Genomic DNA, 23,639 nt, shown 5'->3' with positions numbered 1-23,639 from the left:
GCCTACAATGAACCGACTCTACGGCCGTTTCGATACAGCAGATAAAGCAGATATGGCGCCCCAATCAGCGACACCATCAATCCCGATGGGACTTCTTTCGGCACAGCAACCAAACGTCCCACAACATCGGCTGTTGTCAGCAGCAAGGCGCCGATGAGCATAGAGAGCCCCATCGTTCTACGATTGAGCCGTTCCTGTAAACAGTCTTGCCGCATGCGGAGCCAGCAATCCGATAAAGCCAACGGTGCCTACGGTGGCTACAACGATCGCCGCCAATAATAGTCCCAGGCTTGCCGTCAGCAGTCGATCCTACTTGATGCGCTGTCCGACTCCTGTCGCAACCTCGTCGGTAAAGGACAATAATTCCACGCGCTTTCCCAACCACCAGGCGATTGGGACGACAAGAACAAAAACGATGACTAATGGAAGAGTACTGCCCGCAAGCCAGATGAGAGCAGCCGTAAAGCTTGTCGTCTGCAGCACCAGGATTTGAATGACGGCTGTACTTACTGCGGATATGCTGATCCCCGCCAGAAGCAACGTTCCGGGTTCTAGACCGCTGCGCCAGGCGGCTGCAAATATAACGATGGAGATAATAACCACCCCAGCAAATGCGCATAACCCCATCAGCCCCCGGCGCATAAGGCCATATAACCAACAGGGCCAATACCCCCGCACCTGCGCCGGATGTAACCCCCACGACTGATGGATCGGCCATCGGGTTGCGCACGGCACTCTGAATCAATAAGCCGGCTACCGCCAGCGCCGCACCGCCAAGCCAGGCGGCAGCCATACGCGGCATACGTAATTGCCACACCAGATAATGATGCGATGCTTCCCCATAGCCTAATAAGGTCTGGATTAACTGTTCCATGGTCAGCATGGAATGTCCTGAACGCAAGCAACCATATAGGGTAACGCCGAGCAAGGCCAAGTCCAGCAGGAGATAGGCCGTAAGCATTCGCGCTTTGTTAGCTCTGAAGCTGGAAACCGAAGACATCGAGGGCATCCCGGCGAATCCACCAATTCCTTGACGCTTCTTGTGCGTGCGCAGCGCGAATACGACCAACCAACCGCCGCCAAGCAATGCCGTCACAGCCCCAACAGGAAGCGTGCCGTAAGTCGCCTGAAACATAGAGATCAGCAAATCGGCAACGAGCAAAAGTCCAGCTCCCAGCATCGCGCTTGCAGGAATCAACAAACGATGCCGCCGAATGCCGGTCAATCGAATGATATGCGGTGCGAGCAGACCAATATACCCAATGGGACCAGCGAGGCTCACACTGAGCGCGGCAAGTGTAATGGCGATTCCGGACATCGCTACCTTCGTCCACACCATCCGCTGGCCCAGGGAAGTTGCTGACTCCTCCCCAAGTGTCAACAGATCAAGGGATTTGCCAGAAAGAAAAACAAGTGCTAGCCCAATGACCATCCAGTGCCATGCAAGCTGAAGGCCGTGCCAATTGTTCTGCATCAAGGAACCCGAACCCCAGAGGAACAGGTGGCTGGCATCTTCCAAATACAAAATTTGCATCATACTCGTTAGCGAAGATAGCAACAAGGTGACAATTAAGCCTGACAGCACCAGGCGAATCGGTGGAGCTTGATGCCCCCCGACCAGCACATAAGCCATGCCAGCCGCCAGAATACCGCCAGCAAGTGCAAAGACAAATGAAAACTGGTGAAGCAGAAAGGGACTCCATACCGTTCCTGCAACGACTGCCAAGTAAGCTCCCGCATTAATGCCGAGCGTGCTTGCAGATGCGAGCGGATTGCGTAGCACCGTCTGCAGCAGCACACCGCTAGTCGCCAATGCAGCTCCACAGAGTATGCCCGCAACTGCCCGCGGCAGACGCAGCCCCCATATAGCCTGATCAACGATTGACCCCTGCGCATCCAGAAGAGAATGCACCAGATCAGATACGCTGATATCTACTTGTCCCTGCATTAGATGAAGCAACAAGAGCAGCACCAGAAGCAGGGCGCTTCCTCCTATCACGCTGACCGCCTTCCCATTCATTTTCATTGCCCGGCCAACGCCTTCACAACCTCACTGACAAGTCCCTTCGCGCTGATCGGTCCACCATACGCCCACATCCGTTGATCTATCGCATAGACACGCTGCTGTTTGACGAACTCCAATTCGTTCCACAACGCATTGGCTTTCAGTTGATCCTGCAATCCGCCTGTGCTGTCCATGTTTAAATAAATCAAGGAAGCATCCTCGTAATCCATTAACGCTTCTACCGTTGTCACCGTCACGCCTCGTTGTTCAAAAATGTCAGGCCGATAGACATGATGTAATCCGATTTCTTTCATGATTCGCGCACCTTGTGAATTACCAGTGAACAACCATACGGAAGGACCTGATTGACCAGGTGTCATTTGGGCAAATACAACATTCGCTCCCGCTTGATTCGCCGCTTCCAGCTTCCCTTTGGCCTCATCATACACCTTTTGCAAATCCTCAAAGCTGCTTCTCCGCTTCAGCCTCTTTGCCTACCATATCTGCAATCACACGGAAAGTCTTCGTCATTTCATCGTACTGCTCCTTCCCTTCCGGTGGATAGGGATCGAAGACCATGGTCGGCGCAATGGCATTTAGCTTCTCATAGTTCTTTTGAACAAAGTACACATTGGTCAAAATGAGATCCGGCTGAAGCTCGGCAATGATTTCGAGATTAGGCCCCTGCCGGCCACCGACATCCACAACCTCGGGTCCCAAAGCAGGCTGTATATTCACCAAGGTGTTAAAGCCTGTCGGGGAATCAATATCTGCCACACCTACCGGCGTAATTCCCAGCGCCAGCAGATCTTCCGTATAATTGAAATCCAATGCCACGATTCTTTTTGGCGTGTCGGTCAACCTTACTTCGCCTAACGGATGCTTGAATATACGAGCCTCATCCATGTTGGACACTGGCTGCCGATTCTCGGAACAGCCGGTCAACATCACGATAACCAAAGCAATAACTGTAAAGATAAATCCTTGTCTAACTACCATCCTTATGCGCCCCTCTCTATGAATGATAATGATTATCACATACATTCATAGCTCAGCTCTACCCGAGAAAGACGCTCAGCCACCTATTAAGGACGGCAAAAACGGATATACACCAGATGATGATGCATATCCGTTTCGATTGTAAAGGATTCCGTTTTTATCATTCAAGATGCTGCCCATACTGACTTGGATTGCAACCGTATTGTTTTCTGAAGGCGGCAGCGAATTGGCTCGGGTTGCTATAACCAACGACCATGGCCACATCGCACACCCTCATCCGATTCGTCTCCAGCAGCCATGCTGCTCTTTGCATTCTTTGTTCGCGTACATATTCAAAGATCGTTTTATCAAATACCGTGCGGAAGCCTGCTTTTAGCTTGGTTGTGCCCATTCCCGCTATTTTCGCCAACTCCTGAATGGACAGAGGGTGATCCAAGTGCTCGACGATCACCCTGCGAACGTTATGCAGCTTCTCCAAGTCACTGCGGTGGAGTGTCGTTAATTCTTTGCTCAGCTGATCATATGTCGGCAGCTCATGAATAAAGAGGGTGACTAATTCGAGCACCTTACTTTCCATAAACAATCGCTTTAGCGCCCCGTCATATTCACACGTCCACATCGCCTGCAAAATCGCTTGAACAGCCGGTGAAATGGCTTGGCCGCGAATCGTGTTTTTATATGTATTCAGCATCTGCCGCAGTTTGCAATTCTCTTCCCCGTCGGCAAAATACGCATCCAATATACCCGGACTCATTCGAATCTTAATCGCATTGTTCTGGATCGCTGAGCTTATCTCCAAATAGACTTTGGTGTGATGGGTAAAGAACACCGTACTCTCCGGACCAGATAAATTCGTACAAACGGCATTATTCCATTAACAGTAGCTTTCGCCGCTTAGGCGATAAACTAACCCCAAAACCTGGCACTCTTGGTCGATGCTCAATCTCAGATTTTGATGCAGACTTAAACGCTCCAGTAAAACTTCCATCCCAGGACGAATGACCATGCGATGAATCGTACCATTTCCAAGTTCATTCGGAAGGATCAGTTTTTGTCCCCAACTGGAACGAGACAGCTTTCTCTCAAGCCCCAACGATAAATGATCCATATATTCGTGCATGCGGGTTAATTTGAATTCGTGCTGCATTAAGCCACTTCCTCGATATCTATATGAGTATTATTCTCATTATAGATTACAAGCAGGAACGATGCAGGAGTATTTTAGCCTACTCAGAAGCATTTTCGAGGGCATATGTTTATGCACCAGGATGTTCTTAGGAAAATGATCTGGCTTCTTAGAGCAACTTACTCTTACACAGCCCTATCACGCCTAGTCCTCCTTGATCTTAATCATTCTGGTTGGGCAGTTTCTGACGGATAAAGACCTCGTTCAAACCTATAGCAGTTGCTATTCCAAAATCCGTTAATTTACTGTCATATGGATGTATATCAAGTCTCTTTAGTTTGAATTTGAAATTTCCTATGGCCAGATTACTGTCATCGTACCTATACTGAACAAACTTTTTCACACCATCAAAAATGGAACATATAACCATAGGGAATGCTAATTCCCAATCCATATTATCTCTCAAATCCTCCTGTAGTCGTGCCTCATTTTCAAAGACGATTCCTCCATCATAAGGCTCAATTTCGAAATCTATGATGGCGAAACGTCCTGGCGGCCCAGACTGTCTAATGTATCTGGCTTGCTTTTCAACACGTTCTATTACAGAAATAATTGATACTTTGTCTTTTTCATAAGGTGGAAATATCCAAAGTTTATTTGGCATTCTTAACGCCCCCCATCAATCACTATATCCTTACTCTATTACTTATTTGTTTTGGTTCACTTTTTGAGGTGCAACTAATTTCAAAGAAAAAATAATGCCCACAGTCTTTACATGCAGTCGCCAGTATAACGGAATAATTCTTAGTGAATGGTAATTTTTTTGTGAAGTTTTTGTGGTAAATTTTCTTTAATTACGTCTTCTCTTGTAGTAGGTTTATCCTTCAATTAGCTTCAATTTCGCTTTGGCCCCAAAGGGAGCCTGATCGTAAAAATTGAACCTCGATTAAGCTCACTTTCTACTTCAATCGATCCTTCGCACAAATCGACAATACGCTTTACCAGCGTTAATCCGAGTCCGTTCCCCGCCGTTGTACGAGAAGCATCGCCTTGATAAAATTTGTCAAACATCCGCCGCATCGTCTCTTTGCTCATCCCGCCTCCTTGGTCCTCAAGCCGAAACACCGCATCTCCTCCGCATTGCCATAAGCCAACCTTTAGCGTCCCGCCGCTGTTCGAATGCTTGATCGCATTATCCAACAAATTTATCCACACCTGCTGAATCAAATTTTTATTGCTGCATATTTCGATCTCGTCGTCCAAAGCAAGCTCCAAATTGAGGTTGCGGGTATTCCATTTCGGCTCCAGCATCAGAATCGCCAGCCTGACTTGCTCGTCCAAGCGGTAGGCGGACTTTTCGCTCACAATTTCAATATTCTCTACCTTGGACAAGTTGAGAATACTGGTCGACAAGCCGACCAATCGTTCAGATTCCTGGATAATGCTGTCCAAGTAGTCCTGTTTGTCCTCCTCACTGAGGCCGCCCTTCTTCAACAATTTGGCGAAGCCGCTGATAGAGGCTATAGGGGTCTTGAATTCATGAGAGAAATTTCGCACGAAATCGCTGCGCAACGTTTCAATCCCCCTCAGCTCCTGCACCATTGTGTTAAAGCTCGCCGCCAGCGCATCCAGTTCAAAAACAATACTGCCCTTCGCTCTCACCTCAGCGGAAAAATCTCCTTTCGCCACCTTGTCGGTGGCTTCCATCATATCCCGGATCGGTCTCACCGAGCGCCTGCTCAACAGCGCGGCAATGACCACACCCAGAAAAATGCTGATATATAACAACACATACACCCCGCGAATGGGCTCAGGGTTACTCATGTCAAGCAGGCCTGCCCGATAAAGTAAAAAAGCAAGCAAGCCTGCCGAACCAATAGATAGCACCATGACTACAAACACCAACGCCACCAAGGAAAACGCCAGACTGATTTTTTGTGGAAATATCCTTCGCCTTCTTGGCATCCTCTTCATCCCCTTCACCCACGCTTCACGATCTTGTACCCCAACCCGCGCACCGTCACAATCTCAAAATCAGGATTGTCCTTGAATTTGTCACGCAATCGATTGATATGGACATTCAGGGTATGGCTGTCGATCTCCGTTTCCAGCCCCCAAATTTCCTCCATTAAATGCATGCGGGTAAAAATTCTGTCGGGATAGCTCATCAGCTTAAACAGCAAATAAAACTCCTTTTGAGGCAGATGAGTCTGCACCTCTCCTCTCGTAACCGTTAGAGCGCTGTAATCCAACGTAGTATCTCCCAGCATGAGCTTGTGTTCACTGACAATCTGCGCCCTGCGCAGCAGCGCCTTGATGCGAAGCAGTAGCTCCTGCTCGTCGAACGGCTTCGTCATATAATCATCCGTGCCAGCAAGGAAGCCGTGATGCTTATCCGTGATTTCATGCGCAGCCGTGACCATCAGAATCGGGATATGGTCCCCAGCGCTGCGCAATTCCTTGCATAATTGATAACCGTCCATCTCCGGCATCATCAGGTCCAGCACAATCAAGTCAAATCGCTGCTCCTCCATCCTGCTCAGCGCTTCAAGGCCGTTTTTAACCGGATGGGCATTAAAGCCTCCATGCTTGAGCACAGCACATAGCAGCTTTTGCGTATTGGCATCATCTTCGACCACAAGAATATCGAACACTGTGCACTCCTCCCTCCAGCGCAACATGATTATACTGTCCCAAAGTAAACCGAACATCAACCCCGATTTGCCGCATCGCTTGAGGTTCAGTTGATATTCAGCGATTAAAGTTCTGCTTATCCCATTATAAAGAGAGGTTATGAAATGACAACAAGCAAAACTGGCAAAATGGGCAGTGCCAACGCCATCCATCTTGAGAATGTCAGCAAAAACTTTGGCGATTACCCGGCCGTGCACAATCTTTCATTGGAGGTGAACCGGGGAGAAGTTGTCGGATTCCTTGGACTGAACGGAGCCGGCAAGACCACGACCATCAAAATGCTCCTGTCCCTGCTGAGACCATCATCCGGCAGCATCCACATGCTGGGGAGCAAGGTTGACGCTGGCAATTACAAGCTATGGGAAAAGGTTGGCTATTTGGAGGAGGCAACCTTTTATCCAGAACTTACCGTCACGGAAAACCTGGACATTGCCCGCAGAATGCATCTGCTCTCCGACCGCAATTGCATTGCTCGCGTCATCCAGCAGCTTAACCTGGGCGCCCATCAGGACAAGCAGGCCAAGAAGCTTTCCCTGGGAAACAAGCAACGGCTAGGATTGGCAAAGGCTATGCTCCACAACCCGGAGGTATTGATTCTGGACGAGCCGATCAACGGGCTTGACCCGGCCAGTGTCGTCGAAATCCGGGAGCTGCTGCTCGACTTGTCGCGCAATCGTGGCATCACCATCCTCATTTCCAGCCACCTGTTAGAAGAATTATCCAAGCTGGTGGACCGTATAAGCATCATGCACAAAGGGCAACTCATCCAGGACATGAAAGTGAACCAACTGGAGCATTCCCTGCAAAAAAGTTTAATCCTGGACGGGCGCAATCGCGTTGCCCTGATGCGTATTCTCACAGAGCATGGGTACAGCTATGAAGAAGCCGCTGACGGGCGCTTGGTCTTGGCAGAAGGCCGCGCGATAGCGCAGCCGGAGAGGCTGGCAGAACTGTTGGCACGAATGGGCCAGCCGCCGACTCACCTGAGCGTCGTTACGGAAGATCTGGAAGGTTATTTCTTGCGCATGATCCGTACAGAAGGGAGGAAGCAAGCATGAAGCTCCTCTCTCTCATTCACAACGAAGCTCTTAAAATATGGCGGTCTGTCGTCTTTTGGGTCATGCTTGGAGCCTTTACAGCATTGCCCTTGATGATTGCTGTATTCAACAGTTCCGCAGCCCATTGGGAAGCCTACTTCGCAGATCTGCTCGGCTCCATAGGCTCCTTGCTGGTCGTAGGATTCGCCTTCACCTCCGCTTGGGTGTTTGGAGTGGAGTACACCAACAATACCATCAAGGACATCCTTGTTAAGCCGGTCCCCAAGACCTATACGGTATTGGCTAAATTTATCGCCATCGCGATGTGGAATACAGGAATGGCTGTTTTCACTTTTTCGGTAATCACAGGCGCAGGTTTCCTGATGGGCGTCAACGGAGACTCCGTATCCACTATTTTGCATTTTTTCTGGCCGTTCATGGCCGCTTCCCTGCTGATTATGCTCATCAGCACAACGAGCGCGTTAATCGCCAATCTCACCCGAGGCTACCTCGCTCCGATCGGAGTCATCTTTGTCATCGTGATCGTCTCGAATGTGGTTGTGCAGTTAGGCTACGGACCTTATTTTCCTTGGACGATTCCAGTTCTGCTGCTAACCGGTTCAGAGCTCGGCTTGATCAGTATGGTGATACTGGCTGCCACAGGGATAGCAGGGTTCGCCGGAACAGTGGCTTGGTGGCGATTTGCCGAGCATAAGTAACAGCCCTGCTTTGGAAAAATATAGCCTCCCGGTATCGACGCATTCATATACATTTCAATATTAATGGCATCGTATCCTTCTACCTCATATTGCCTAAGGATTGGGGTCACATCAGCAATAATCTGGATACACTTTGTAATGGAGGTATGGACGAGGATTGCAAACAACAGTTGATAATTGCCTTTATCCTGGCAGTTCGCCGCTTTGATCTTAGTCGTTATGAATAAAATGGACAGGCTATGTGGAGTAAGCCTCACATGGTCTGTCCATTTTTTATGCTCATACTATAATTTTATCTACGCTCCAATTGGATTCCCTGAAAGAGATAAATGATAATAATTATCAATTTCATCTTCCCAAATCAAAGTCAATCTATTATAATACTACCGATATACCAAACATCCTACGTTTAAATAAAGGAGTGATGCTGTTGTTAACTCAGACGCAACGTTTAACCTTGGTGGAGCAGGTAGCCTCCCAGATCCAGGGGAAGATCGAAAACAACGAATGGCAAGTAGGGATGCGTATTCCTCCAGAGCCCGAACTGATGGAACAACTTCAAGTCAGCCGTAATACCTTGAGGGAAGCCATTCGGGCTTTAACATATGCGGGGCTGCTGAAGACTAGACAAGGGGATGGGACCTATGTCTGCTCCTCAAGTGTTTTGGGGGCAGTGATTGAAAAAGTGATTCAGCACACCGATAGGCTTGAGAGCCTGGAGGTTCGATACGCCATGGAAAGAGAGGCTGCTACCCTGGCTACGCTCAGGAGAAGCGAAGAAGATTTGGAGGCAATTCGGTCATGCTTGGAGCAGTGCAGACAAGCAGCCAGCCAGAAGGATCTCAAAGCTTATGCTCACTGGGATGTCGAGTTTCATAAAATGGTGATTGCTGCTTCGCATAACCAATTGATGTCAAATTTGTATAATCATATTTCGGAGGCGCTGCAAAACACGATTTTAGAAACAACGGACTTCAAAAATGCAGCTTTTTATCACGACTCACATGAACTGCTTTATCAAGCCATTGTGAATCAAGATTGCCATCAAGCCGAGGAAGCTGTTCGCTCATACATTGAAAAGGCTCGTGCTACACTATGCTAAATGAAGCACTTTAAATGCACGAGCACGACTAGACCCGAGAATAACAGGTTTGGAGCTTTTTGACGTGCTATTCCGTTATTTTCTTGTCCGTGCGACGAAAACAGCAATTGGTTATTTCACGAATGTTCCTTACAAATTCGCCGATCCTGACTTAGAACGCGAACACCCCTGTACTGGGTGGCGAAATGGAAACTGCAATTCAGCAGTCCCCTTTCCGCTGCTGGATATTACAATCGACTATATCACGCACAATTTAGTAACAAATAATGCATCCCCTCTTAAGGGCACTTCTTCTACAAGGAAGAAATTGACGATTAAATAACCTAAAACTAAAGCGTAGGAGGAAGCCTTATGAGTTCATCAGAACAATTGTTAAAAAAACAGAATGCAATACTCGATACCAGAACTCGCAAGCAAGCGACATTTTGGTTCATGATCTTAGGAATTATTTTTATCGCAGCAAATTTGCGTGCTCCCCTCACATCGGTGGGGCCATTAGTCAGTATTATTCGGGAGAACGTCCATATTTCAAATACCTTAGCAGGCCTGATTACTACAGTTCCACTAATTGCATTTGCATTGTTATCACCCTTTATACCAAAATTAGGACGTAGATATGGTGTAGAACGTATTATCCTCATTTCCCTTATTGTTTTGACCATGGGTATCGCTGTTCGCTCGTTATCCGGGGTGGTGACCTTGTATGTTGGAACCGCAGTTCTGGGGTTCGCTATTGCCATATGTAATGTATTACTACCGAGCCTGATTAAACAGGAATTTCCGCAGCAAATGGGTACTATGACAGGGGTTTATTCTGTTTCCATGAATCTATGCGGGGCGATCGCTTCGGGTATCAGTGTTCCTTTAGCCGTGGGGGCAGGCTTGAACTGGCAAGGTGCCTTGGGGGTATGGGGGATACTTAGCGTCATCTCCATTCTCTTATGGGTACCGCAACTCAAGGCCCCAGCGAAACCAGCCGCTGTTGCCAGCAGCGCAGGGAACAACCATCAGATTAATATATGGCGCTCTCCATTAGCATGGCAGGTAACTCTTTTTATGGGAATACAATCGACCATTTTTTATGTGCTAGTGGCATGGCTACCTGAAATACTAAAAGGTCAGGGCATCAGTTCGAGTCAATCAGGCTGGTTTCTCTCGATTCTGATTATAGCTTCGCTCCCCTTTGCATTTATCGTTCCTGTTATGGCTGGGCGCATGCCTAACCAACGGTTGTTAGTGATTATTACAACGATTCTGCTTTTGGTTGGAACACTTGGACTTCTCTATAGCAGCATCCATCTGTTTTCACTTTGGGTTATTATTCTAGGTATTGGCGTGGGCTTTGCCTTTGGCTTATCTATGATGTTTTTCGGCTTACGTACCCAAAGTGCCCATCAGGCGGCTGAATTATCGGGGATGGCCCAATCCATCGGATATCTACTGGCCGCAATTGGCCCAGCGCTAATTGGATATTTGCATGATGCCACTCATGGTTGGAGCGTTCCACTCCTGATGTTGGTTGGCGCTTCTGCTCTACTCGGTATGGTTGGTTTGGGTGCGGCTAGAAATCAATTTGTTGATTCTGCAAAATTGTAATGACTCTTGTTGTCAGAGAAACGGTAGTTGAAGCCTAGCGGCTGCCGCCAGGGAGATTTCTTTATGGGCGTTGCTTGGCGCGTTAATATCAATCAGATCTATGGCGCCGCGGGCGATTAGTTCCTTCCAGTCGGTCACACTTTCCGACCAGCCGAGTTGTGTGACGAAGCCCCTTGTACAACTTCCTCATTGCGTCCGCAGATGACCGACATTTGCGGCTTCACGGCTGCGGGAAGAATATCGGCAGACTGCGGTAGGCATTGCTGTGGGCCTTGCCCATGAATTTATAATCTATCATTCCAATGTGTAGCTGTTTCATTCGTAGTCCTTCTCTACTTAATTCACGGCTGTATGTACACACATACATTTTCTAATCCCGGCTGCGCCCTGTCAAATCACTTCTTGCCGGACGACCAGCTCTGCCTTGGTCAGACTGCCCGGCTCGACCATGCTGAGACCGCAGCAGCCCGCCTTACATAGCCTCCCAAAAAGAGGCTGTCTCATAAGTAGATATTCTACTGGCGGAGATAGGCCCTCTGTCTTCTCAAAAGCTTAAAACGTCAATAGAGCAGCGATTCTCCCATTATTGGAGAATCGCTGCTCTGCGTTTTTGGTCATTTGCTGCTAGCTTCAATAGATTATGGGCGAGCGAAAGCCAGCCGACCTCCAGTATCACCTTTTTCTATGCCGCGAAGCAGAAATCGCCGGAAACCCCGCTTGTTCTTCAGTTGTCCAAATACGCTTTCTGGCTCCGTCATTCGGCGTACGGCTAAGAGGTATCCTTCCTCGCTTTGCAGCATTTCCCGAGCCTGTTTCTGGTACCGTAATCGTTCCAAACTCACCATGGCTTCCCGATTTCCCCTTGCCTTCGTGCAGCTTTCTTTTCGTCAGCCAGAAACTGAAGCACGGCGGTAAATACGGATTCGAGAACGCTCTTCATCCGCTGGGAACGGAAGCGGTTCAAGGTACGAAAGTCTGGCCGCTGCCGGCCGGCGAGCCACATGAAGAGGATGTTCTCGCGGATGGATTTAGCGATTTGGCGGGAGGAATACATACGCTGAGTGTAGGCGCAAATGATGACTTTGGTAAGCATTTTAGGGTGATAGCTGTCACGGCCACCACCAGGGTAGAAACCTCTCCTTTGAAATGGTTGGTCGCACTTCCATTTTACCAAAAGTGATGTTTCTTTTTTTGTGTTTGTAAAAGATGGAGGATTGGTTTCCCGCTTAAACAGTGGAGAGGACGGACTGATTGTGGAAAAGCGGCAGCGGTCGCCTTTGTCCCCGGATTTTCACCGCTTAGGAGAATAAATAAAATCTGGGGACAACAGCGATTGTAACAACGGTCCGTTCACGGAGCGTCCACCCAAAAAGCCTACGTATATCCTACGTAAAAACAAGGCTGACCCAAGCAGCCATTTCATGGCTTTTGGGACAGCCTCTCGTCTCATTACACAAGTATGGAATTAATGCCCCATCATCATGGCAGTATCATTTAACTGTCAATTTTGTAGAGCTTAGCGAGCCCGCCCTCTGAAGTTTCGCGGTAACTGCTGTTCATATCCAGGCCTGTCTCATACATGGTCTGTACAACCAGATCAAAGGATATTTTACGGGTACCCGACAAGAATTTGGCCAGGCTCAGCGCATTGATCGCCCGCATCGCACCGACCGCATTCCGCTCAATGCAAGGGATCTGAACTAGTCCGTTAATCGGATCACAGGTTAACCCCAGGTGGTGCTCCATGGCAACCTCCGCCGCATACTCAATCTGGTCGATCTCCATACCGGACAATTCAGCCAGTGCAGCCGCTGCCATAGAGCAAGCCGTGCCAACCTCCGCCTGGCAGCCGCACTGAGCGCCGCTGATCGAGGCGTTCTGCTTGACCAGATTACCGATGAGCCCGCCGACAGCCAGTGCACGAAGAATCTGTTCGTCCGGGACCTGCATCTTCTCCTGCATATATCGTAGCGAGGCAGGCACAACACCGCTGGCTCCGCAGGTCGGGGCCGTTACGACTGTACCGGCGGCGGCATTCTGTTCGTTGACGGCGAAAGCATATGCGCTGACGATCCGGTTCTCCCGCGTCTCCGGGCTCTCATCCGCATGCCCCTGATGATACAGATATTTCGCCTTGCGTTCGACATTCAGGCCGCCTTCCAGAATACCTGTGACAGACAGCCCTTCGTCGATTGACCTCTTCATCGCTTCCCAGATGCCTTGGAGGAAATCCCAGATCTGTATGCCTTCACGCTGCTCGACGTAATCGCTTAGGCGGAAATGATTCGCTTTACACAAGGCGCTGATCTCTGCAAAGCTGTTCTCCGGGTAGACATCAGCTCCCCGCACCTCCTCCCGTCCCTCAATCACAATGTCTCCGCCGCCGATACTGACAACGCGCATGGAGGCTGTTTGCTGACCGTCTTGGTAAGCGAACAAGTCCATCGCATTGGGATGGGGTAGAATAAAATCTGGCTGCGGAACAAATTCAACCTCCGCTGAAGCGGGTGACAATGCGCGAATAATGGCCGTGTCCGTCATATGGCCTTTGCCTGTTTTGGCAAGGGAACCATAGATCAGTGCCTTGAACTGGTCTGCATCTTCATTTTCTGCTTTGAAGATTCTGGCCGCCTTCTCCGGCCCCATGGTATGGGAGCTGGACGGTCCGCTGCCAATCTTAAATAGTTCAGTCAACGATCTCATAGCACCCTTATCCCTTCTCAGTTGTCTTTGGCTTAAGATCTTCCTCCTACGGCTTGACCAGGCGTATTACCCATTCCTCTGAAAACGTTCCTTGAGCTTCATCAGCCGTTCTTGAATCCCCTCTTCATCAATAGCCATGTCATACAATTGGTGTGTAAGCTGGAGACCTTGATTCTCTGCAAAAGCTTGTTTCCACGGGTGCGACACAATCGAATGCGTAAGATGTCTTGTAGAGCGGGGGGCCTGCATGATCATCTCTGCCAGCTCCCATGCCCGTGAAAGAAGCTGTTCACGAGGCAATACCTCACTAACCAGACCGAGGTCTAGTGCCTCTTGGGCAGTAATGTTCATCCCCGTGTATGCGTAGTATGCAGCTTTCTTGCTCCCCAGTATCTTTTGAAGGGCCAGAACGATTCCGTCTCCAGGCGGAACACCGCCCAGATAATGGGCATCGAAGAATACTGTGTCTTCCGCACAAATGGTAATATCACAAAGCGTTCCCAGTTGCCAGTGTGCGCCTGTGCCATTGACCGCCCCGATCGTGGGGATGTCAAGGCAATGAACCATATTTTCAATCATTCTGAGTGACTCATGGTACATTTCCAGCTTCCGGCGATACGGCCAATCCATGAATTTCGTATTCCAGACTTCAGGGTTGCCTATCTGCCACAACTCTCCTGTCCCTGTAAGGATCATGACCTCATTCTCAGGATCACGGCCAATATCTGACCATACATGACCATATGCAGCTTGGACCGGCCAGTCGAATTGTAACGGTCCACCGTCAGTGTGCATACGCACTTCGAGGATGCCGCCGCGGCGGGTCATGAGGAATAAGTCCTTGTACTTCTCCGAGTACTCTTCGAACCGTGTAAGTCCCGTCATCTTTCTATTGAACATCGTTGCCCATCAGGCGTCCTTGCATTTTCTTCAGGCGCTCCAGCGCTCCTTCTTCATCAATGGCCATGTCGTACATCTGGTGGGCAAGCTGGAATCCCTGATCGGCGACCAGAGCTTGCTTCCATGGCCGGGAGATAATGGAGTGAGACAGATGTCTCGTTGAACGCGGTGCCTGCATGATCATCTCCGCGAGCTCCCAAGCGCGTGGGAGAAGCTGCTCACGGGGCAGAACTTCACTGACGATACCCAGGTCCAAGGCGGTCTGACCATTGATATTCTTGCCGGTGTAGGCGTAGTAGGCTGCTTTCTTGAACCCGATCATGCTCTGCAGTGTGAGCAGCATTCCATCTCCTGGAGGCGTGCCTCCCAGATAATGCGGATCGAAAAAGTCAGCGTCTTCTGTACAAATGGTAATATCACAGAGCGTTGCGAGTTCACAGTGCGTTCCCGGCCCGTTGACCGCCCCGATGGTCGGGATGTCAATGCAGAAGATCAAATTCTCAAGTAATCTCAGCGATTCATGATACTGTTCGAGTTTCTTTTGCTTCGGCCAGTCCATAAATTTCGTATTCCAGACCTCCGGGTCGCCAATAAGCCATTTATCCCCTGTTCCCGTAATAATCATGACTTCGTTCTCAGGGTCGCGGCCAATATCTGACCAGGCATGAGACCAGGCGGTATGAGCTTCCCAATTGTGCTTGTACGACCCTCCGTCAGTGTGCAGCCGAACTTCGATGATTCCGTCACGGCGGGTCATTAACAAGAATTCCTTGTATTTCTCCGAGTACTCTTCAAATTTGGTAGGCCCAATCATACGTCTCTCTGTCATTGTAATTCCTCCTAAGTTTGGTTTAGAGCTTAACTGTTACTTTCAAGCCAATCTCTGGCAAAAGCTGCGTAAGCCGCAGCCCCTCTATGAAGCACCTCATCCGAGAACATCGTCTTAGGATGGTGTACAGGGTAACTATAACCTTCTTCGACATTGCCTGCGTTAAGAAACACAGTGGTACTTGGCACCGCCTGTGAGACAAACGCGAAGTCTTCCGAGCCCATTAATTTACCGCCGGGTACCAGCTCAGTTATACCGATATAGGAGCCGTCGCCAAAGGTATTTGCAATTGAAGCCCTCATTTGCTCATTAAGTCCGCCATCCGTTTTCACTTCAGGACAACCCCTCGTATAGATCACTTCCACCTTGGCCTGAAAAGTATCTCCGATCCCTGCACTAATTTCGCGGATACGGGCTTCCACTTTATCCCGCAATGCAGCGTCAAATGTGCGCACGCTTCCTTTCAATCTGGCCGTATCGGGAATCACGTTGTTCGTAGTTCCGCCTTCCATCACGCCAATGGTAAGCACCGCATTATCAATCGGCGAAATTTCCCGGCTTAGGATACCCTGCAGTGACAGATGAAGATGAGCAGCCACATTCAAAGGGTCCACTGCCGCCTCGGGCATTGCGCCATGTGAGCCCCTGCCGCGGATGATGATTTCGAACCAATCCGACGAAGCAGAGATCGCTCCACCTTCCTCAGGCACTACAAATTGTCCGAGAGGAAGCGGCATTCCGGTCAACACATGAAGCATCATGGCTGCATCCACCTTAGGATTGTCAAGAATCCTATTCTCAAGCATCATCTTTGCCCCGTGCAGAGTCTCTTCACCCGGCTGAAACATAAGCTTAACCGTCCCGCGAAGCTGCTCTTCGTTGGCCTTCAGGATCTCCGCAGCTCCGAGCAGCATGGAAGTATGCAAGTCATGACCGCATGCATGCATGTTTCCGTTCAACGACGCAAAAGAAAGCTCCGTTTCTTCTTGAATGGGCAGCCCATCCATATCCGCACGGATCAGAATCACCTTCCCGGCATGTTGTCCGCCGATCGTAACCATTAGACCTGACTCTCCTACGGGCGTGGGTTCAAGCCCCATCGACTCCAACACCTCTTTTACGTAGGCAGTTGTCCTCGGCAAACTTAAATCAAGTTCCGGAACCGCATGAAGATGATGCCTGTGCTTGACCAATTTGTCCTGCAGCTGATGGGCCATACCCAAAAAATCTCCAGCTTCTTCAATCACAATGAACATCTCCTAAAGCACAAATTGAATGAACGTAAGAACAGAGTACACATTCCCCCTTCATATTTTAAGACTTTTTAAGAACACTTTCATCGTACTTTTAAATCCGTTCGCTGTCAAGAGAAAATAAGACATTTTAAGAACATTATTTTAGAGGCTGCCGGAACATTGAAATATCACATTTATTGTGATATAACTCTTTTGATTGAACTGTTTATGAAAGGAATCTATCATGAAAATCAAGCTGGGTATTATCACGCCTGAGACCCATATGGACTATTTCCGCGCCATTGAAGAAGAAATGCGGCCCTTATGTCAGTTCAGGTTTCTTACAATCGGCAACTTCCGGGAAACAACAGACATCTATCTCAAAAACTTAGATTCGGTGGATGGATTTGTGATCAGTGGCAGGATGCTTTACGAGTCAATCGATAAGGAATGCCTGGATGAAAAAGTACCTGTTCACATTTTGCAGGATAATGAAAACCTTCTATATAGGGAACTTTTCCGGCTGCTGGTTACAGAACCTGGGCTTGATATATCCCGGATCTATGTGGATTATGCGTATATAATCGAGTCTTTCAGCGAATTCCAGCAATACCTGACTCATGAGGGAAAGCCCATTGACAGCGGTGATCTGCTCGAACGGGTGGAGACAATGCTGGAGAACCATATCACGCTGTGGGAAGACAAGAAAATAGACCTGTCCATCACCGCGTTCGGCCACTTTGTTCCAGAACTCAAAAAGCACGGAGTCAGATATATCTTAATCCGGCCCACTTTGGAGAACGTTAAAGAGGCCATCAGAGAGATCATCAACGAAATTACCATCCTCAAGCTTAAGAGCCAGAGGGCAGTTGTTGCATGCTTATCGACCAATACGGCGGATCCGCCATCTGAAGAGCAGCTTCATGAGCTGAAGGTCCTTGTCGGCAGGTTTCTGCGCAGCGTGAATCTGGCAGACACGGCCCAAATTTCGGAAGGCTTTGTCAGACTATACACCACCTATGGAAATTTCATGAAAATCACCTCTAACGCGCATAACTGCACCCTGCTGGAGTATCTGGAAGAGCGCATAAGCGACAAGCTGAAGATCGGGTGGGGCTCGGGGCATGAATATTTTCAAGCTAACATTAACGCCACCAAAGCTCACAGACAGGCGGAAGCCTTTACGGGCAGCTGCAGCTTTTTTATAAACGAGGATCAGAAGGTTATCGGCCCAATGCGGAGCATCAATGTCATACAGTTCTCTGAACAGGGGGACCCGGAAATCATCGCGTTAGCCAAAAGGATCGGAATAAACAACATCAACCTGCAAAAAATCATGTCCTATGCAGAAATCATGAGAACCAATAAATTATCCTCTGAGGATGTTGCTGGGTGCCTGTCCATGACCGTCAGAGGTGCAAACCGTATCCTTAACAAAATTGAAGAAAGTAACTACGTACAAACGGTTTTTGAAAAACGAGACAACAGTAAAGGGCGACCCAAAAAATACTACGAACTGTTGTTTCTCGACAAAGAAGGGCGCAAATTAAGCAGATGACACTCATTGTTACGTTTGCCATTTCGACTTAAAATTAATGGCAAAAAAGGCACATTTTCAAAACTGAAAACGTGCCTTTTTTGCGCTTGATTTACCAAGTCAAATCACTTCCTGGCCGGACGACCAGCTCTGCATAAGCTGTCCCCCCCTTATCTGTGAACAGCCTAAAAAATATTATTTAACTCGAATTTGTTTCTTTAACAACATGATTTGTCCGATATGATATGCATTATGAATACTTAAATTAGAAACAACTCCCCACCAAGGAGCATTAAAATATTCTGGAAGTTGTTTTGTGAGCTTTGATTCATCTGTTTCTTCTAAAATAACTCTCCAATTGCTAAATACATGCTCAAGTCTATTTAATGTCTCCTTCCAGCCTACATCATTCAATTGATCTTGAGTCAAAGAAAATGTCTCATCATTGTTAATCGCATTATTTAATATAAATTCTCCTGCCTTAAAACGCTCAAGCCATTTTTCATTCCAATAAATAAGATGATTCACAATGGACCAAATCGTTTGTTTATTGTCATTCTCAGTAACTGCTTCTGCTACTGTTAAATCTTCCAGTATATCCGCAAGAGGAATAAACCAACTCTTATCGTTATAACATGCAGTTAATTGATCTATTAAAATGGATTTATAGGTCATAAATGATCCTCTTCTCTTAATTGATTTAGGGTTCTTTCGGAGAACGTTCCTGTATTCACGACCCAGCGTATGATATGATGGGTGTCCGGCGCCTATGCTTCTCCGAAACTCCATTTCCGGACCCAGAGCGTATGCCCACAGTGTAAATACATTGTTGTCCACCGTTACTGTCTTCAAAGCATCAGCTAAAAAACTTTGATCAAGACTCCAATTCTATTTTTTACTTTGGTATAAAAACTCAACTTCACCATCCAGCAAATATCGATATTCAAATAATTGCATTGTTCTTTCCCTTATTCTCTCCATTATAGCTGTGGCTAGGCTTACCGATCCTTGTGATCCAAGGTAACCATTATTAATGAATGTCTTCTCTACAAATGTTGTCTCTCTTAAGTGATACTGTAACCATTCCTTCTGCGATTCAATTAGTGCTTCTCTTGATTCTTTATCCAACTTAGAAAGAAGCTTATTATATATTTGGTTCAACTCTTTATCCCAAATCTCTATGTACTTGCCTTCCAACGCCCCCCATCCCAATGTTGTAGACTCTTTGGAATTTTGAAGTTCATTAAACTCCACTTCGTAATCATGATCTATAGGATTTCGGAGCATTTCATCATAAAATTCTCCTTTCAAATCATAGTTCCCAAGGCTCATGGATAACACTTCATTGTTAGAAGGAACTGATCGGCCTTCAGTTATTTCTTTCGATTCTGTTCCATTACCTGTACTCACTACATCAGGAGGCAGTTCAGAATTCATTATTGATTTAGTTTCGCCGTTTAAAGTAGTCGATTGACTAACATTTTGACAAGATGAACACATGATCGTAATAAAAAATAATAAAAGGATCTTACCTTTCATAAATGATCTCCTTAAATTTCATCTTTAACATTAACTTCATAACCCTTCGCTAAGACCCATCCACTTAACCCATAAGAAGACATGATTTCGATGTATTTATAGCTCTCATCAGTTATCTTTTTTTCTAATTCTAATATTGAGTGATAACGGATTGGCCAACCATAATTTTTGCTCTCTTCTAATATTTTTAGATTATCTTTAATAAAATGGCTAATATCTGATTCAACAATATCCAGGATAATACTACCCTTTAATTGGTGTTCGAACCTATGATTCAATACATCTTTAAATACAATCTTGGTCTCTTCCCTTGTACTGCCACCTTCATAGGTTGTATGTAATATGATTTGGTCATGTTGTAGATCAACTTCATATGCCAAAATCACATTGTCGTGTACCATTGACATCAATTAATCACTCCTTTAATGACTTGCTTGGATGTCATATAACGTTCCTGTATTCACGACCCAGTGTATGCTGGGTGTTCGGTGTATGATGGACCAAGTGCGAATGCTCGCTGCCTGAATATATTGTAATAGGATGTCACCATCGTCTTCAAGATACTTACAGTAATCCATTTATTCGTTATACCATTTTCTAAGTTGATTTATATGGGCTTGATGATAACGGCAATGGTCAGCTATATGCCATAGCCCCCAACGAATGGTCGCTTGCTTTTCATTTTGATGACCGAAATTAACCACTTGATCAAGGTTGGAATCTGTTAATTGTGTGCATGTATCTTCTAACAATCTTATTACATCTTGGTAATCTGACATTAGAGTATTTAAAGGCATCCCCTTAATCATCGGAAGTTTATTATTCTCATCTATCATAGGACCATATTGCTCTTTCAAAATATCAGGTAGAGGTTCTCTCTTTAGCCTGTAAACCCAGTTAAGGTCTACATACGACAGATGTCTAATCAACTGAGCGGTACTATTATAGTTGCCGTTAGGACCTTTATAATCAACTTCTTCTTGAGACATTCCCTCAGTGATAAGTTTTAAACGTTGATTATTTGCCTTTACTGTGGAAAATAACATCCCAACAATGGGTGACATATTTGCTTCACCTTGTAGATCATAAAGCATCCTAGCTTCCTCCCTTTCTTTACTGAGTTTTAATATCTTCTCCACTGTATTTATATTTGTTTTTAGGTTGAACAGATTTTCGTGTGTTTGATGCTCTCACGTTGATGTCCTATAACGTTGTTGTATTCACTCACGACGCCCCACCACCTTAAAGGAACGAAGTGACGAGCCGCAACGCGGTTGGGTGGTGGGGGTGTGTTCGCCTGAATCCACTTTCAGCTTCGTCTCATCGGGCGAACCGAGGGCCGAAGGGCCCGAAGCGTGAATATTTTGTTATCTGAAGTATCGGTCTGCTTGAACTACTATCAATAACTATTCAACCTTTACTTCAGCAATAAAGAAATTCTCTCCAGGTATTGAATCTCCAGCCATTCTTCTTATCATTGACAATTGACCAACATGTGTCATTGCATCTGATAATGGTCCTTGAATCAGTTTTTCGATAATTCTATCTTTGTTTGGTATTCCATTTGATTTCATTAAATTGTCTAAGTTATCCAGCTCATTAAAAAATGCCTGTACTTCGTCATTCCAGTTTCCTGATTCTTTCTTAAGTTGTACTTGGTTATCAAAAACGGATTGGGCATATCTTATGACATCAGACATGTGTGCCAAAATTTCAATTGGAGTTCTTACACCGTTACCGAGCTCATAATTCGGGTAATTACTTGGAGCATTTAGAATTGCTTTTGAACATCGATACTTGAGAGACGAGAGGTAATGTCTTAAAAAGTAAATTTCATCCATTTTCATTATCCCCTTTTCTAATTCTTCTCTTTTTAAAGGTCTACCGATCTTTCATATAATGTTTTGTATTGACGACGTCCTGGCCTCTTAGAGTCGCTGCTTATAGTTGTGAGGCTTTGCCGAACACCTAATGCAGTGACGTCCCGACGGGCTTAGGGGGCTGGATGTGGTCACTCGCTTCTCAGAGTGACCCGAAGCGTCAATATAGTGTTAGCCAAAGGGGTTTCAGGAAGCAGCCATTGCATTTAAGGCGTTCTCAAAATGGCTATATACTTCATCTGCAATTCCCAGAAACTCTTCAACAAGTACATTACTATCCAAGTAACAAGCATACAGATAATCAACTAAAGCGGAGTCAATCTCACAATAGTTTAATATGGCATTCTTCATCTTAATAATCTCATCTTGCCATACACCTGTATCTTCTAAAACCAAAGAGTATAATGCACGAATTAATCTCTTAGAATAACCTTTAATATATCTAGTTTTCATTGTATTATCACTAGCATTAGAAAGTAAACGATGTATACGATCTACTTCCTTCTTGGTCTCTGTATTTGGATCGGCTACACTTAGTTGGACAGAAAAAATAAGGGCTTGTAGAATAAACTTATCAAGTGAAGGAGCGGATATCTACAATGCCAAAACAACAACGACGTACCTTTACCTCAGACTTCAAAAAGCAAATGGTGCAGCTCTATGAAAACGGAAAATCCAGAGCAGCTCTTGTGGAGGAATATGACCTCACAGCCTCGGCTTTAGACCGTTGGATCAAGCAAACCAAGACCACAGGCTCCTTCAAGGAGAAGGACAATCGTTCGCCCGAAGAAAATGAATTGAGCGCTCTCAGAAAAGAAGTTCAGCGTTTGCGGATGGAGAACGACATTTTAAAGCAAGCAGCGCTGATCATGGGACGAAAGTAGTTATCATCCAGAATAACCGTGATAAATACTCGGTATCAGCAATGTGTGACGTCCTGCAGATGGCAAGAAGTACATTCTATTACGAAGCGAAAGAACAACGAAAAGAAGATCAACTCATAGAAGCGATTGTGGAGATTTTCCACAAGAATCGAAAAGCCTACGGCACGCGAAAGATCAAAGTCAAGCTCAAGGAACAAGGCCTCATCGTGTCCAGACGCCGCATTGGCCGGATCATGAAAGAGCAGGGCCTGGTTTCCACGTATACCATAGCCCAGTATAAGCCTCATAAAACGGCTTGTAATGAAGCGACAACAACGAATATACTGGATCGTGAGTTTGAGCAGACTGAAGTCAAATGCTTTGTCGTCAGCGATCTGACCTATGTGAAAGTCCAGAATCGGTGGCACTACATTTGTGTGCTCATCGATCTGTTCAATCGAGAGATTATTGGTCATAGTGCAGGTCCACATAAGGACGCTGCTCTGATTTCCCGCGCCTTTGCTACCGTAGAGGGAGATTTGCGTCACATTCAGTGGTTTCATACGGACCGCGGTAGTGAGTTTAAAAATCAAAGGATGGATGAGCTTCTGAAGACATTTGAAATTGGTCGATCTCTGAGTATGAGAGGCTGTCCCTATGACAATGCCGTGGCTGAAGCCACTTACAAAGTTATGAAAACGGAGTTCATCCACCAGATGAGCTTCCAAAGCCTCCGTCATTTGGAATTAGAATTATCTGACTATGTCAACTGGTTTAACAAGCATCGAATTCACGGAACGCTGGGATACATGACACCTGTTCAGTATCGCAAAGAAGCCCTTAAAAAAGCTGTCTGATTTACTATTGACAATCCA

The 23,639-nt window shown here is 46.7% G+C and carries 25 protein-coding genes and 3 pseudogenes; 6 read left to right on the top strand and 22 right to left on the bottom strand.

The window, feature by feature from the left end; genetic code table 11:
- Positions 1-2: 2 nt before the first annotated feature.
- The 9 genes from K331_RS33200 to K331_RS0125680 all read right to left on the bottom strand — a co-directional run bounded on the left by K331_RS33200 (position 3) and on the right by K331_RS0125680 (position 6,784).
- Positions 3-161 (bottom strand): iron chelate uptake ABC transporter family permease subunit, encoded by a 159-nt coding sequence (locus K331_RS33200; RefSeq protein WP_169718403.1) that lies wholly within the window; start codon positions 159-161, stop codon positions 3-5.
- Positions 137-2,026 (bottom strand): iron ABC transporter permease, encoded by a 1,890-nt coding sequence (locus K331_RS32060; protein WP_051290048.1) that lies wholly within the window; start codon positions 2,024-2,026, stop codon positions 137-139. The genes K331_RS33200 and K331_RS32060 overlap by 25 nt, the downstream gene beginning before the upstream one ends.
- Entirely contained in the window at positions 2,023-2,463 is a 441-nt protein-coding gene (locus tag K331_RS31260) for an ABC transporter substrate-binding protein (protein ID WP_169718402.1), read from the bottom strand. The genes K331_RS32060 and K331_RS31260 overlap by 4 nt, the downstream gene beginning before the upstream one ends.
- Positions 2,464-2,467: 4 nt before the next feature.
- On the bottom strand, positions 2,468-3,004 hold the full coding sequence (locus K331_RS31255) for an ABC transporter substrate-binding protein (protein ID WP_051290046.1): 537 nt from the start codon (positions 3,002-3,004) through the stop codon (positions 2,468-2,470).
- Positions 3,005-3,164: 160 nt separating this feature from the next.
- Positions 3,165-3,833: a helix-turn-helix transcriptional regulator gene (locus K331_RS30590; RefSeq protein WP_051290045.1), complete on the bottom strand. Its 669-nt coding sequence runs from the start codon at positions 3,831-3,833 to the stop codon at positions 3,165-3,167.
- 45 nt (positions 3,834-3,878) lie between these two features.
- Positions 3,879-4,151, bottom strand: coding sequence for a hypothetical protein (locus K331_RS0125695; protein WP_028592503.1), 273 nt, complete (start codon positions 4,149-4,151; stop codon positions 3,879-3,881).
- Positions 4,152-4,350: 199 nt separating this feature from the next.
- Positions 4,351-4,794, bottom strand: a complete 444-nt coding sequence (locus K331_RS0125690; RefSeq protein WP_028592502.1) for a hypothetical protein — start codon at positions 4,792-4,794, stop codon at positions 4,351-4,353.
- Between the two features lie 230 nt (positions 4,795-5,024).
- The gene (locus tag K331_RS0125685; RefSeq protein ID WP_028592501.1) at positions 5,025-6,095 is read right to left on the bottom strand and encodes a HAMP domain-containing sensor histidine kinase; all 1,071 of its coding nucleotides are present in this window, start codon (positions 6,093-6,095) and stop codon (positions 5,025-5,027) included.
- 14 nt (positions 6,096-6,109) lie between these two features.
- On the bottom strand, positions 6,110-6,784 hold the full coding sequence (locus K331_RS0125680) for a response regulator transcription factor (protein WP_028592500.1): 675 nt from the start codon (positions 6,782-6,784) through the stop codon (positions 6,110-6,112).
- 144 nt (positions 6,785-6,928) lie between these two features.
- Between K331_RS0125680 and K331_RS0125675 the strand changes: the two genes are divergently transcribed.
- The 4 genes from K331_RS0125675 (at position 6,929) to K331_RS0125660 (ending at position 11,278) form a co-directional block, all read left to right on the top strand.
- On the top strand, positions 6,929-7,882 hold the full coding sequence (locus K331_RS0125675; RefSeq protein ID WP_028592499.1) for an ABC transporter ATP-binding protein: 954 nt from the start codon (positions 6,929-6,931) through the stop codon (positions 7,880-7,882).
- Positions 7,879-8,580 carry an ABC transporter permease gene (locus K331_RS0125670; protein WP_028592498.1) on the top strand — a complete coding sequence of 234 codons (702 nt, stop codon included), beginning with the start codon at positions 7,879-7,881 and terminating at the stop codon, positions 8,578-8,580. Before K331_RS0125675 ends, K331_RS0125670 begins: the two co-directional genes overlap by 4 nt.
- Positions 8,581-9,010: 430 nt before the next feature.
- Positions 9,011-9,682, top strand: a complete 672-nt coding sequence (locus K331_RS0125665; protein WP_028592497.1) for a FadR/GntR family transcriptional regulator — start codon at positions 9,011-9,013, stop codon at positions 9,680-9,682.
- A gap of 351 nt (positions 9,683-10,033) precedes the next feature.
- The gene (locus K331_RS0125660; protein ID WP_028592496.1) at positions 10,034-11,278 is read left to right on the top strand and encodes a CynX/NimT family MFS transporter; all 1,245 of its coding nucleotides are present in this window, start codon (positions 10,034-10,036) and stop codon (positions 11,276-11,278) included.
- 39 nt (positions 11,279-11,317) lie between these two features.
- Here K331_RS0125660 and K331_RS31750 read toward each other — a convergent pair.
- From K331_RS31750 to K331_RS0125625, 7 genes and pseudogenes are all read right to left on the bottom strand, one after another.
- Positions 11,318-11,597 (bottom strand): annotated as a pseudogene (locus tag K331_RS31750) (gfo/Idh/MocA family oxidoreductase); the annotation flags it as partial.
- 319 nt (positions 11,598-11,916) lie between these two features.
- A complete protein-coding gene (locus K331_RS32865) occupies positions 11,917-12,123 on the bottom strand; it encodes a transposase (RefSeq protein WP_028592495.1) in 207 nt (68 codons plus the stop codon).
- Positions 12,124-12,161: 38 nt separating this feature from the next.
- Positions 12,162-12,407, bottom strand: a pseudogene (locus K331_RS32860) (transposase); the annotation flags it as partial.
- Positions 12,408-12,772: 365 nt separating this feature from the next.
- Positions 12,773-13,981 (bottom strand): L-serine ammonia-lyase, iron-sulfur-dependent, subunit alpha, encoded by a 1,209-nt coding sequence (locus K331_RS0125640; protein ID WP_028592493.1) that lies wholly within the window; start codon positions 13,979-13,981, stop codon positions 12,773-12,775.
- 66 nt (positions 13,982-14,047) lie between these two features.
- The gene (locus K331_RS0125635; protein WP_028592492.1) at positions 14,048-14,881 is read right to left on the bottom strand and encodes an enoyl-CoA hydratase/isomerase family protein; all 834 of its coding nucleotides are present in this window, start codon (positions 14,879-14,881) and stop codon (positions 14,048-14,050) included.
- Complete coding sequence (locus K331_RS0125630; RefSeq protein WP_028592491.1) at positions 14,871-15,710, bottom strand: enoyl-CoA hydratase/isomerase family protein; 840 nt, start codon at positions 15,708-15,710, stop codon at positions 14,871-14,873. Before K331_RS0125630 ends, K331_RS0125635 begins: the two co-directional genes overlap by 11 nt.
- A 29-nt stretch (positions 15,711-15,739) precedes the next feature.
- Complete coding sequence (locus K331_RS0125625) at positions 15,740-16,966, bottom strand: M20 metallopeptidase family protein (RefSeq protein WP_036635962.1); 1,227 nt, start codon at positions 16,964-16,966, stop codon at positions 15,740-15,742.
- 223 nt (positions 16,967-17,189) lie between these two features.
- On the opposite strand from K331_RS0125625, the gene K331_RS0125620 reads away from it, so the two are divergent.
- The gene (locus tag K331_RS0125620) at positions 17,190-18,503 is read left to right on the top strand and encodes a hypothetical protein (protein WP_028592489.1); all 1,314 of its coding nucleotides are present in this window, start codon (positions 17,190-17,192) and stop codon (positions 18,501-18,503) included.
- Positions 18,504-18,677: 174 nt separating this feature from the next.
- On the opposite strand, the gene K331_RS0125615 is transcribed toward K331_RS0125620, so the two are convergent.
- The 6 genes and pseudogenes from K331_RS0125615 to K331_RS30585 form a co-directional block, all read right to left on the bottom strand.
- Positions 18,678-19,157, bottom strand: coding sequence for a DinB family protein (locus K331_RS0125615; RefSeq protein ID WP_028592488.1), 480 nt, complete (start codon positions 19,155-19,157; stop codon positions 18,678-18,680).
- Between the two features lie 213 nt (positions 19,158-19,370).
- A complete protein-coding gene (locus tag K331_RS0125610; RefSeq protein ID WP_028592487.1) occupies positions 19,371-20,021 on the bottom strand; it encodes a lysozyme inhibitor LprI family protein in 651 nt (216 codons plus the stop codon).
- Between the two features lie 11 nt (positions 20,022-20,032).
- Positions 20,033-20,428: a hypothetical protein gene (locus K331_RS0125605; RefSeq protein ID WP_028592486.1), complete on the bottom strand. Its 396-nt coding sequence runs from the start codon at positions 20,426-20,428 to the stop codon at positions 20,033-20,035.
- Positions 20,429-20,599: 171 nt separating this feature from the next.
- The gene (locus K331_RS0125600) at positions 20,600-21,115 is read right to left on the bottom strand and encodes a DinB family protein (protein WP_028592485.1); all 516 of its coding nucleotides are present in this window, start codon (positions 21,113-21,115) and stop codon (positions 20,600-20,602) included.
- A gap of 312 nt (positions 21,116-21,427) precedes the next feature.
- The gene (locus tag K331_RS0125595) at positions 21,428-21,862 is read right to left on the bottom strand and encodes a hypothetical protein (protein ID WP_028592484.1); all 435 of its coding nucleotides are present in this window, start codon (positions 21,860-21,862) and stop codon (positions 21,428-21,430) included.
- Between the two features lie 225 nt (positions 21,863-22,087).
- Positions 22,088-22,432: pseudogene (locus K331_RS30585) on the bottom strand (nucleotidyltransferase); the annotation flags it as partial.
- Between the two features lie 68 nt (positions 22,433-22,500).
- On the opposite strand from K331_RS30585, the gene K331_RS0125580 reads away from it, so the two are divergent.
- Positions 22,501-23,621 (top strand): IS3 family transposase gene (locus K331_RS0125580; RefSeq protein WP_156897719.1). Its coding sequence is split into 2 segments (ribosomal slippage): positions 22,501-22,750 and positions 22,750-23,621, totalling 1,122 coding nucleotides; the frame shifts between segments, so codons are not numbered across the junction.
- Positions 23,622-23,639: the final 18 nt, after the last annotated feature.

The sequence above is a fragment of the Paenibacillus massiliensis subsp. panacisoli DSM 21345 genome (assembly GCF_000426545.1).
In the GTDB taxonomy this organism is placed as follows: domain Bacteria; phylum Bacillota; class Bacilli; order Paenibacillales; family Paenibacillaceae; genus Paenibacillus; species Paenibacillus panacisoli.
The sequence above is the reverse complement of the archived record's forward strand: the minus strand, read 5'-3'. Positions and strand labels throughout refer to the sequence as shown.

Excerpts from the sequence above, each read along its gene's own strand:
- K331_RS32060 (WP_051290048.1), bottom strand. The coding sequence starts at position 2,026 with ATGAAAATGAATGGGAAGGCGGTCAGCGTGATAGGAGGAAGCGCCCTG.
- K331_RS0125620 (WP_028592489.1), top strand. The coding sequence starts at position 17,190 with ATGAAAATCAAGCTGGGTATTATCACGCCTGAGACCCATATGGACTAT.
- K331_RS32865 (WP_028592495.1), bottom strand. The coding sequence starts at position 12,123 with ATGGTGAGTTTGGAACGATTACGGTACCAGAAACAGGCTCGGGAAATG.
- K331_RS31255 (WP_051290046.1), bottom strand. The coding sequence starts at position 3,004 with ATGGTAGTTAGACAAGGATTTATCTTTACAGTTATTGCTTTGGTTATC.
- K331_RS0125605 (WP_028592486.1), bottom strand. The coding sequence starts at position 20,428 with ATGTCAATGGTACACGACAATGTGATTTTGGCATATGAAGTTGATCTA.
- K331_RS0125670 (WP_028592498.1), top strand. The coding sequence starts at position 7,879 with ATGAAGCTCCTCTCTCTCATTCACAACGAAGCTCTTAAAATATGGCGG.
- K331_RS0125635 (WP_028592492.1), bottom strand. The coding sequence starts at position 14,881 with ATGTTCAATAGAAAGATGACGGGACTTACACGGTTCGAAGAGTACTCG.
- K331_RS0125600 (WP_028592485.1), bottom strand. The coding sequence starts at position 21,115 with ATGCTTTATGATCTACAAGGTGAAGCAAATATGTCACCCATTGTTGGG.
- K331_RS0125630 (WP_028592491.1), bottom strand. The coding sequence starts at position 15,710 with ATGACAGAGAGACGTATGATTGGGCCTACCAAATTTGAAGAGTACTCG.
- K331_RS33200 (WP_169718403.1), bottom strand. The coding sequence starts at position 161 with ATGCTCATCGGCGCCTTGCTGCTGACAACAGCCGATGTTGTGGGACGT.
- K331_RS0125640 (WP_028592493.1), bottom strand. The coding sequence starts at position 13,981 with ATGAGATCGTTGACTGAACTATTTAAGATTGGCAGCGGACCGTCCAGC.
- K331_RS0125610 (WP_028592487.1), bottom strand. The coding sequence starts at position 20,021 with ATGAAAGGTAAGATCCTTTTATTATTTTTTATTACGATCATGTGTTCA.
- K331_RS0125690 (WP_028592502.1), bottom strand. The coding sequence starts at position 4,794 with ATGCCAAATAAACTTTGGATATTTCCACCTTATGAAAAAGACAAAGTA.
- K331_RS0125625 (WP_036635962.1), bottom strand. The coding sequence starts at position 16,966 with ATGTTCATTGTGATTGAAGAAGCTGGAGATTTTTTGGGTATGGCCCAT.
- K331_RS0125695 (WP_028592503.1), bottom strand. The coding sequence starts at position 4,151 with ATGCAGCACGAATTCAAATTAACCCGCATGCACGAATATATGGATCAT.
- K331_RS0125660 (WP_028592496.1), top strand. The coding sequence starts at position 10,034 with ATGAGTTCATCAGAACAATTGTTAAAAAAACAGAATGCAATACTCGAT.
- K331_RS0125595 (WP_028592484.1), bottom strand. The coding sequence starts at position 21,862 with ATGGATGAAATTTACTTTTTAAGACATTACCTCTCGTCTCTCAAGTAT.
- K331_RS0125615 (WP_028592488.1), bottom strand. The coding sequence starts at position 19,157 with ATGACCTATAAATCCATTTTAATAGATCAATTAACTGCATGTTATAAC.
- K331_RS0125685 (WP_028592501.1), bottom strand. The coding sequence starts at position 6,095 with ATGCCAAGAAGGCGAAGGATATTTCCACAAAAAATCAGTCTGGCGTTT.
- K331_RS0125675 (WP_028592499.1), top strand. The coding sequence starts at position 6,929 with ATGACAACAAGCAAAACTGGCAAAATGGGCAGTGCCAACGCCATCCAT.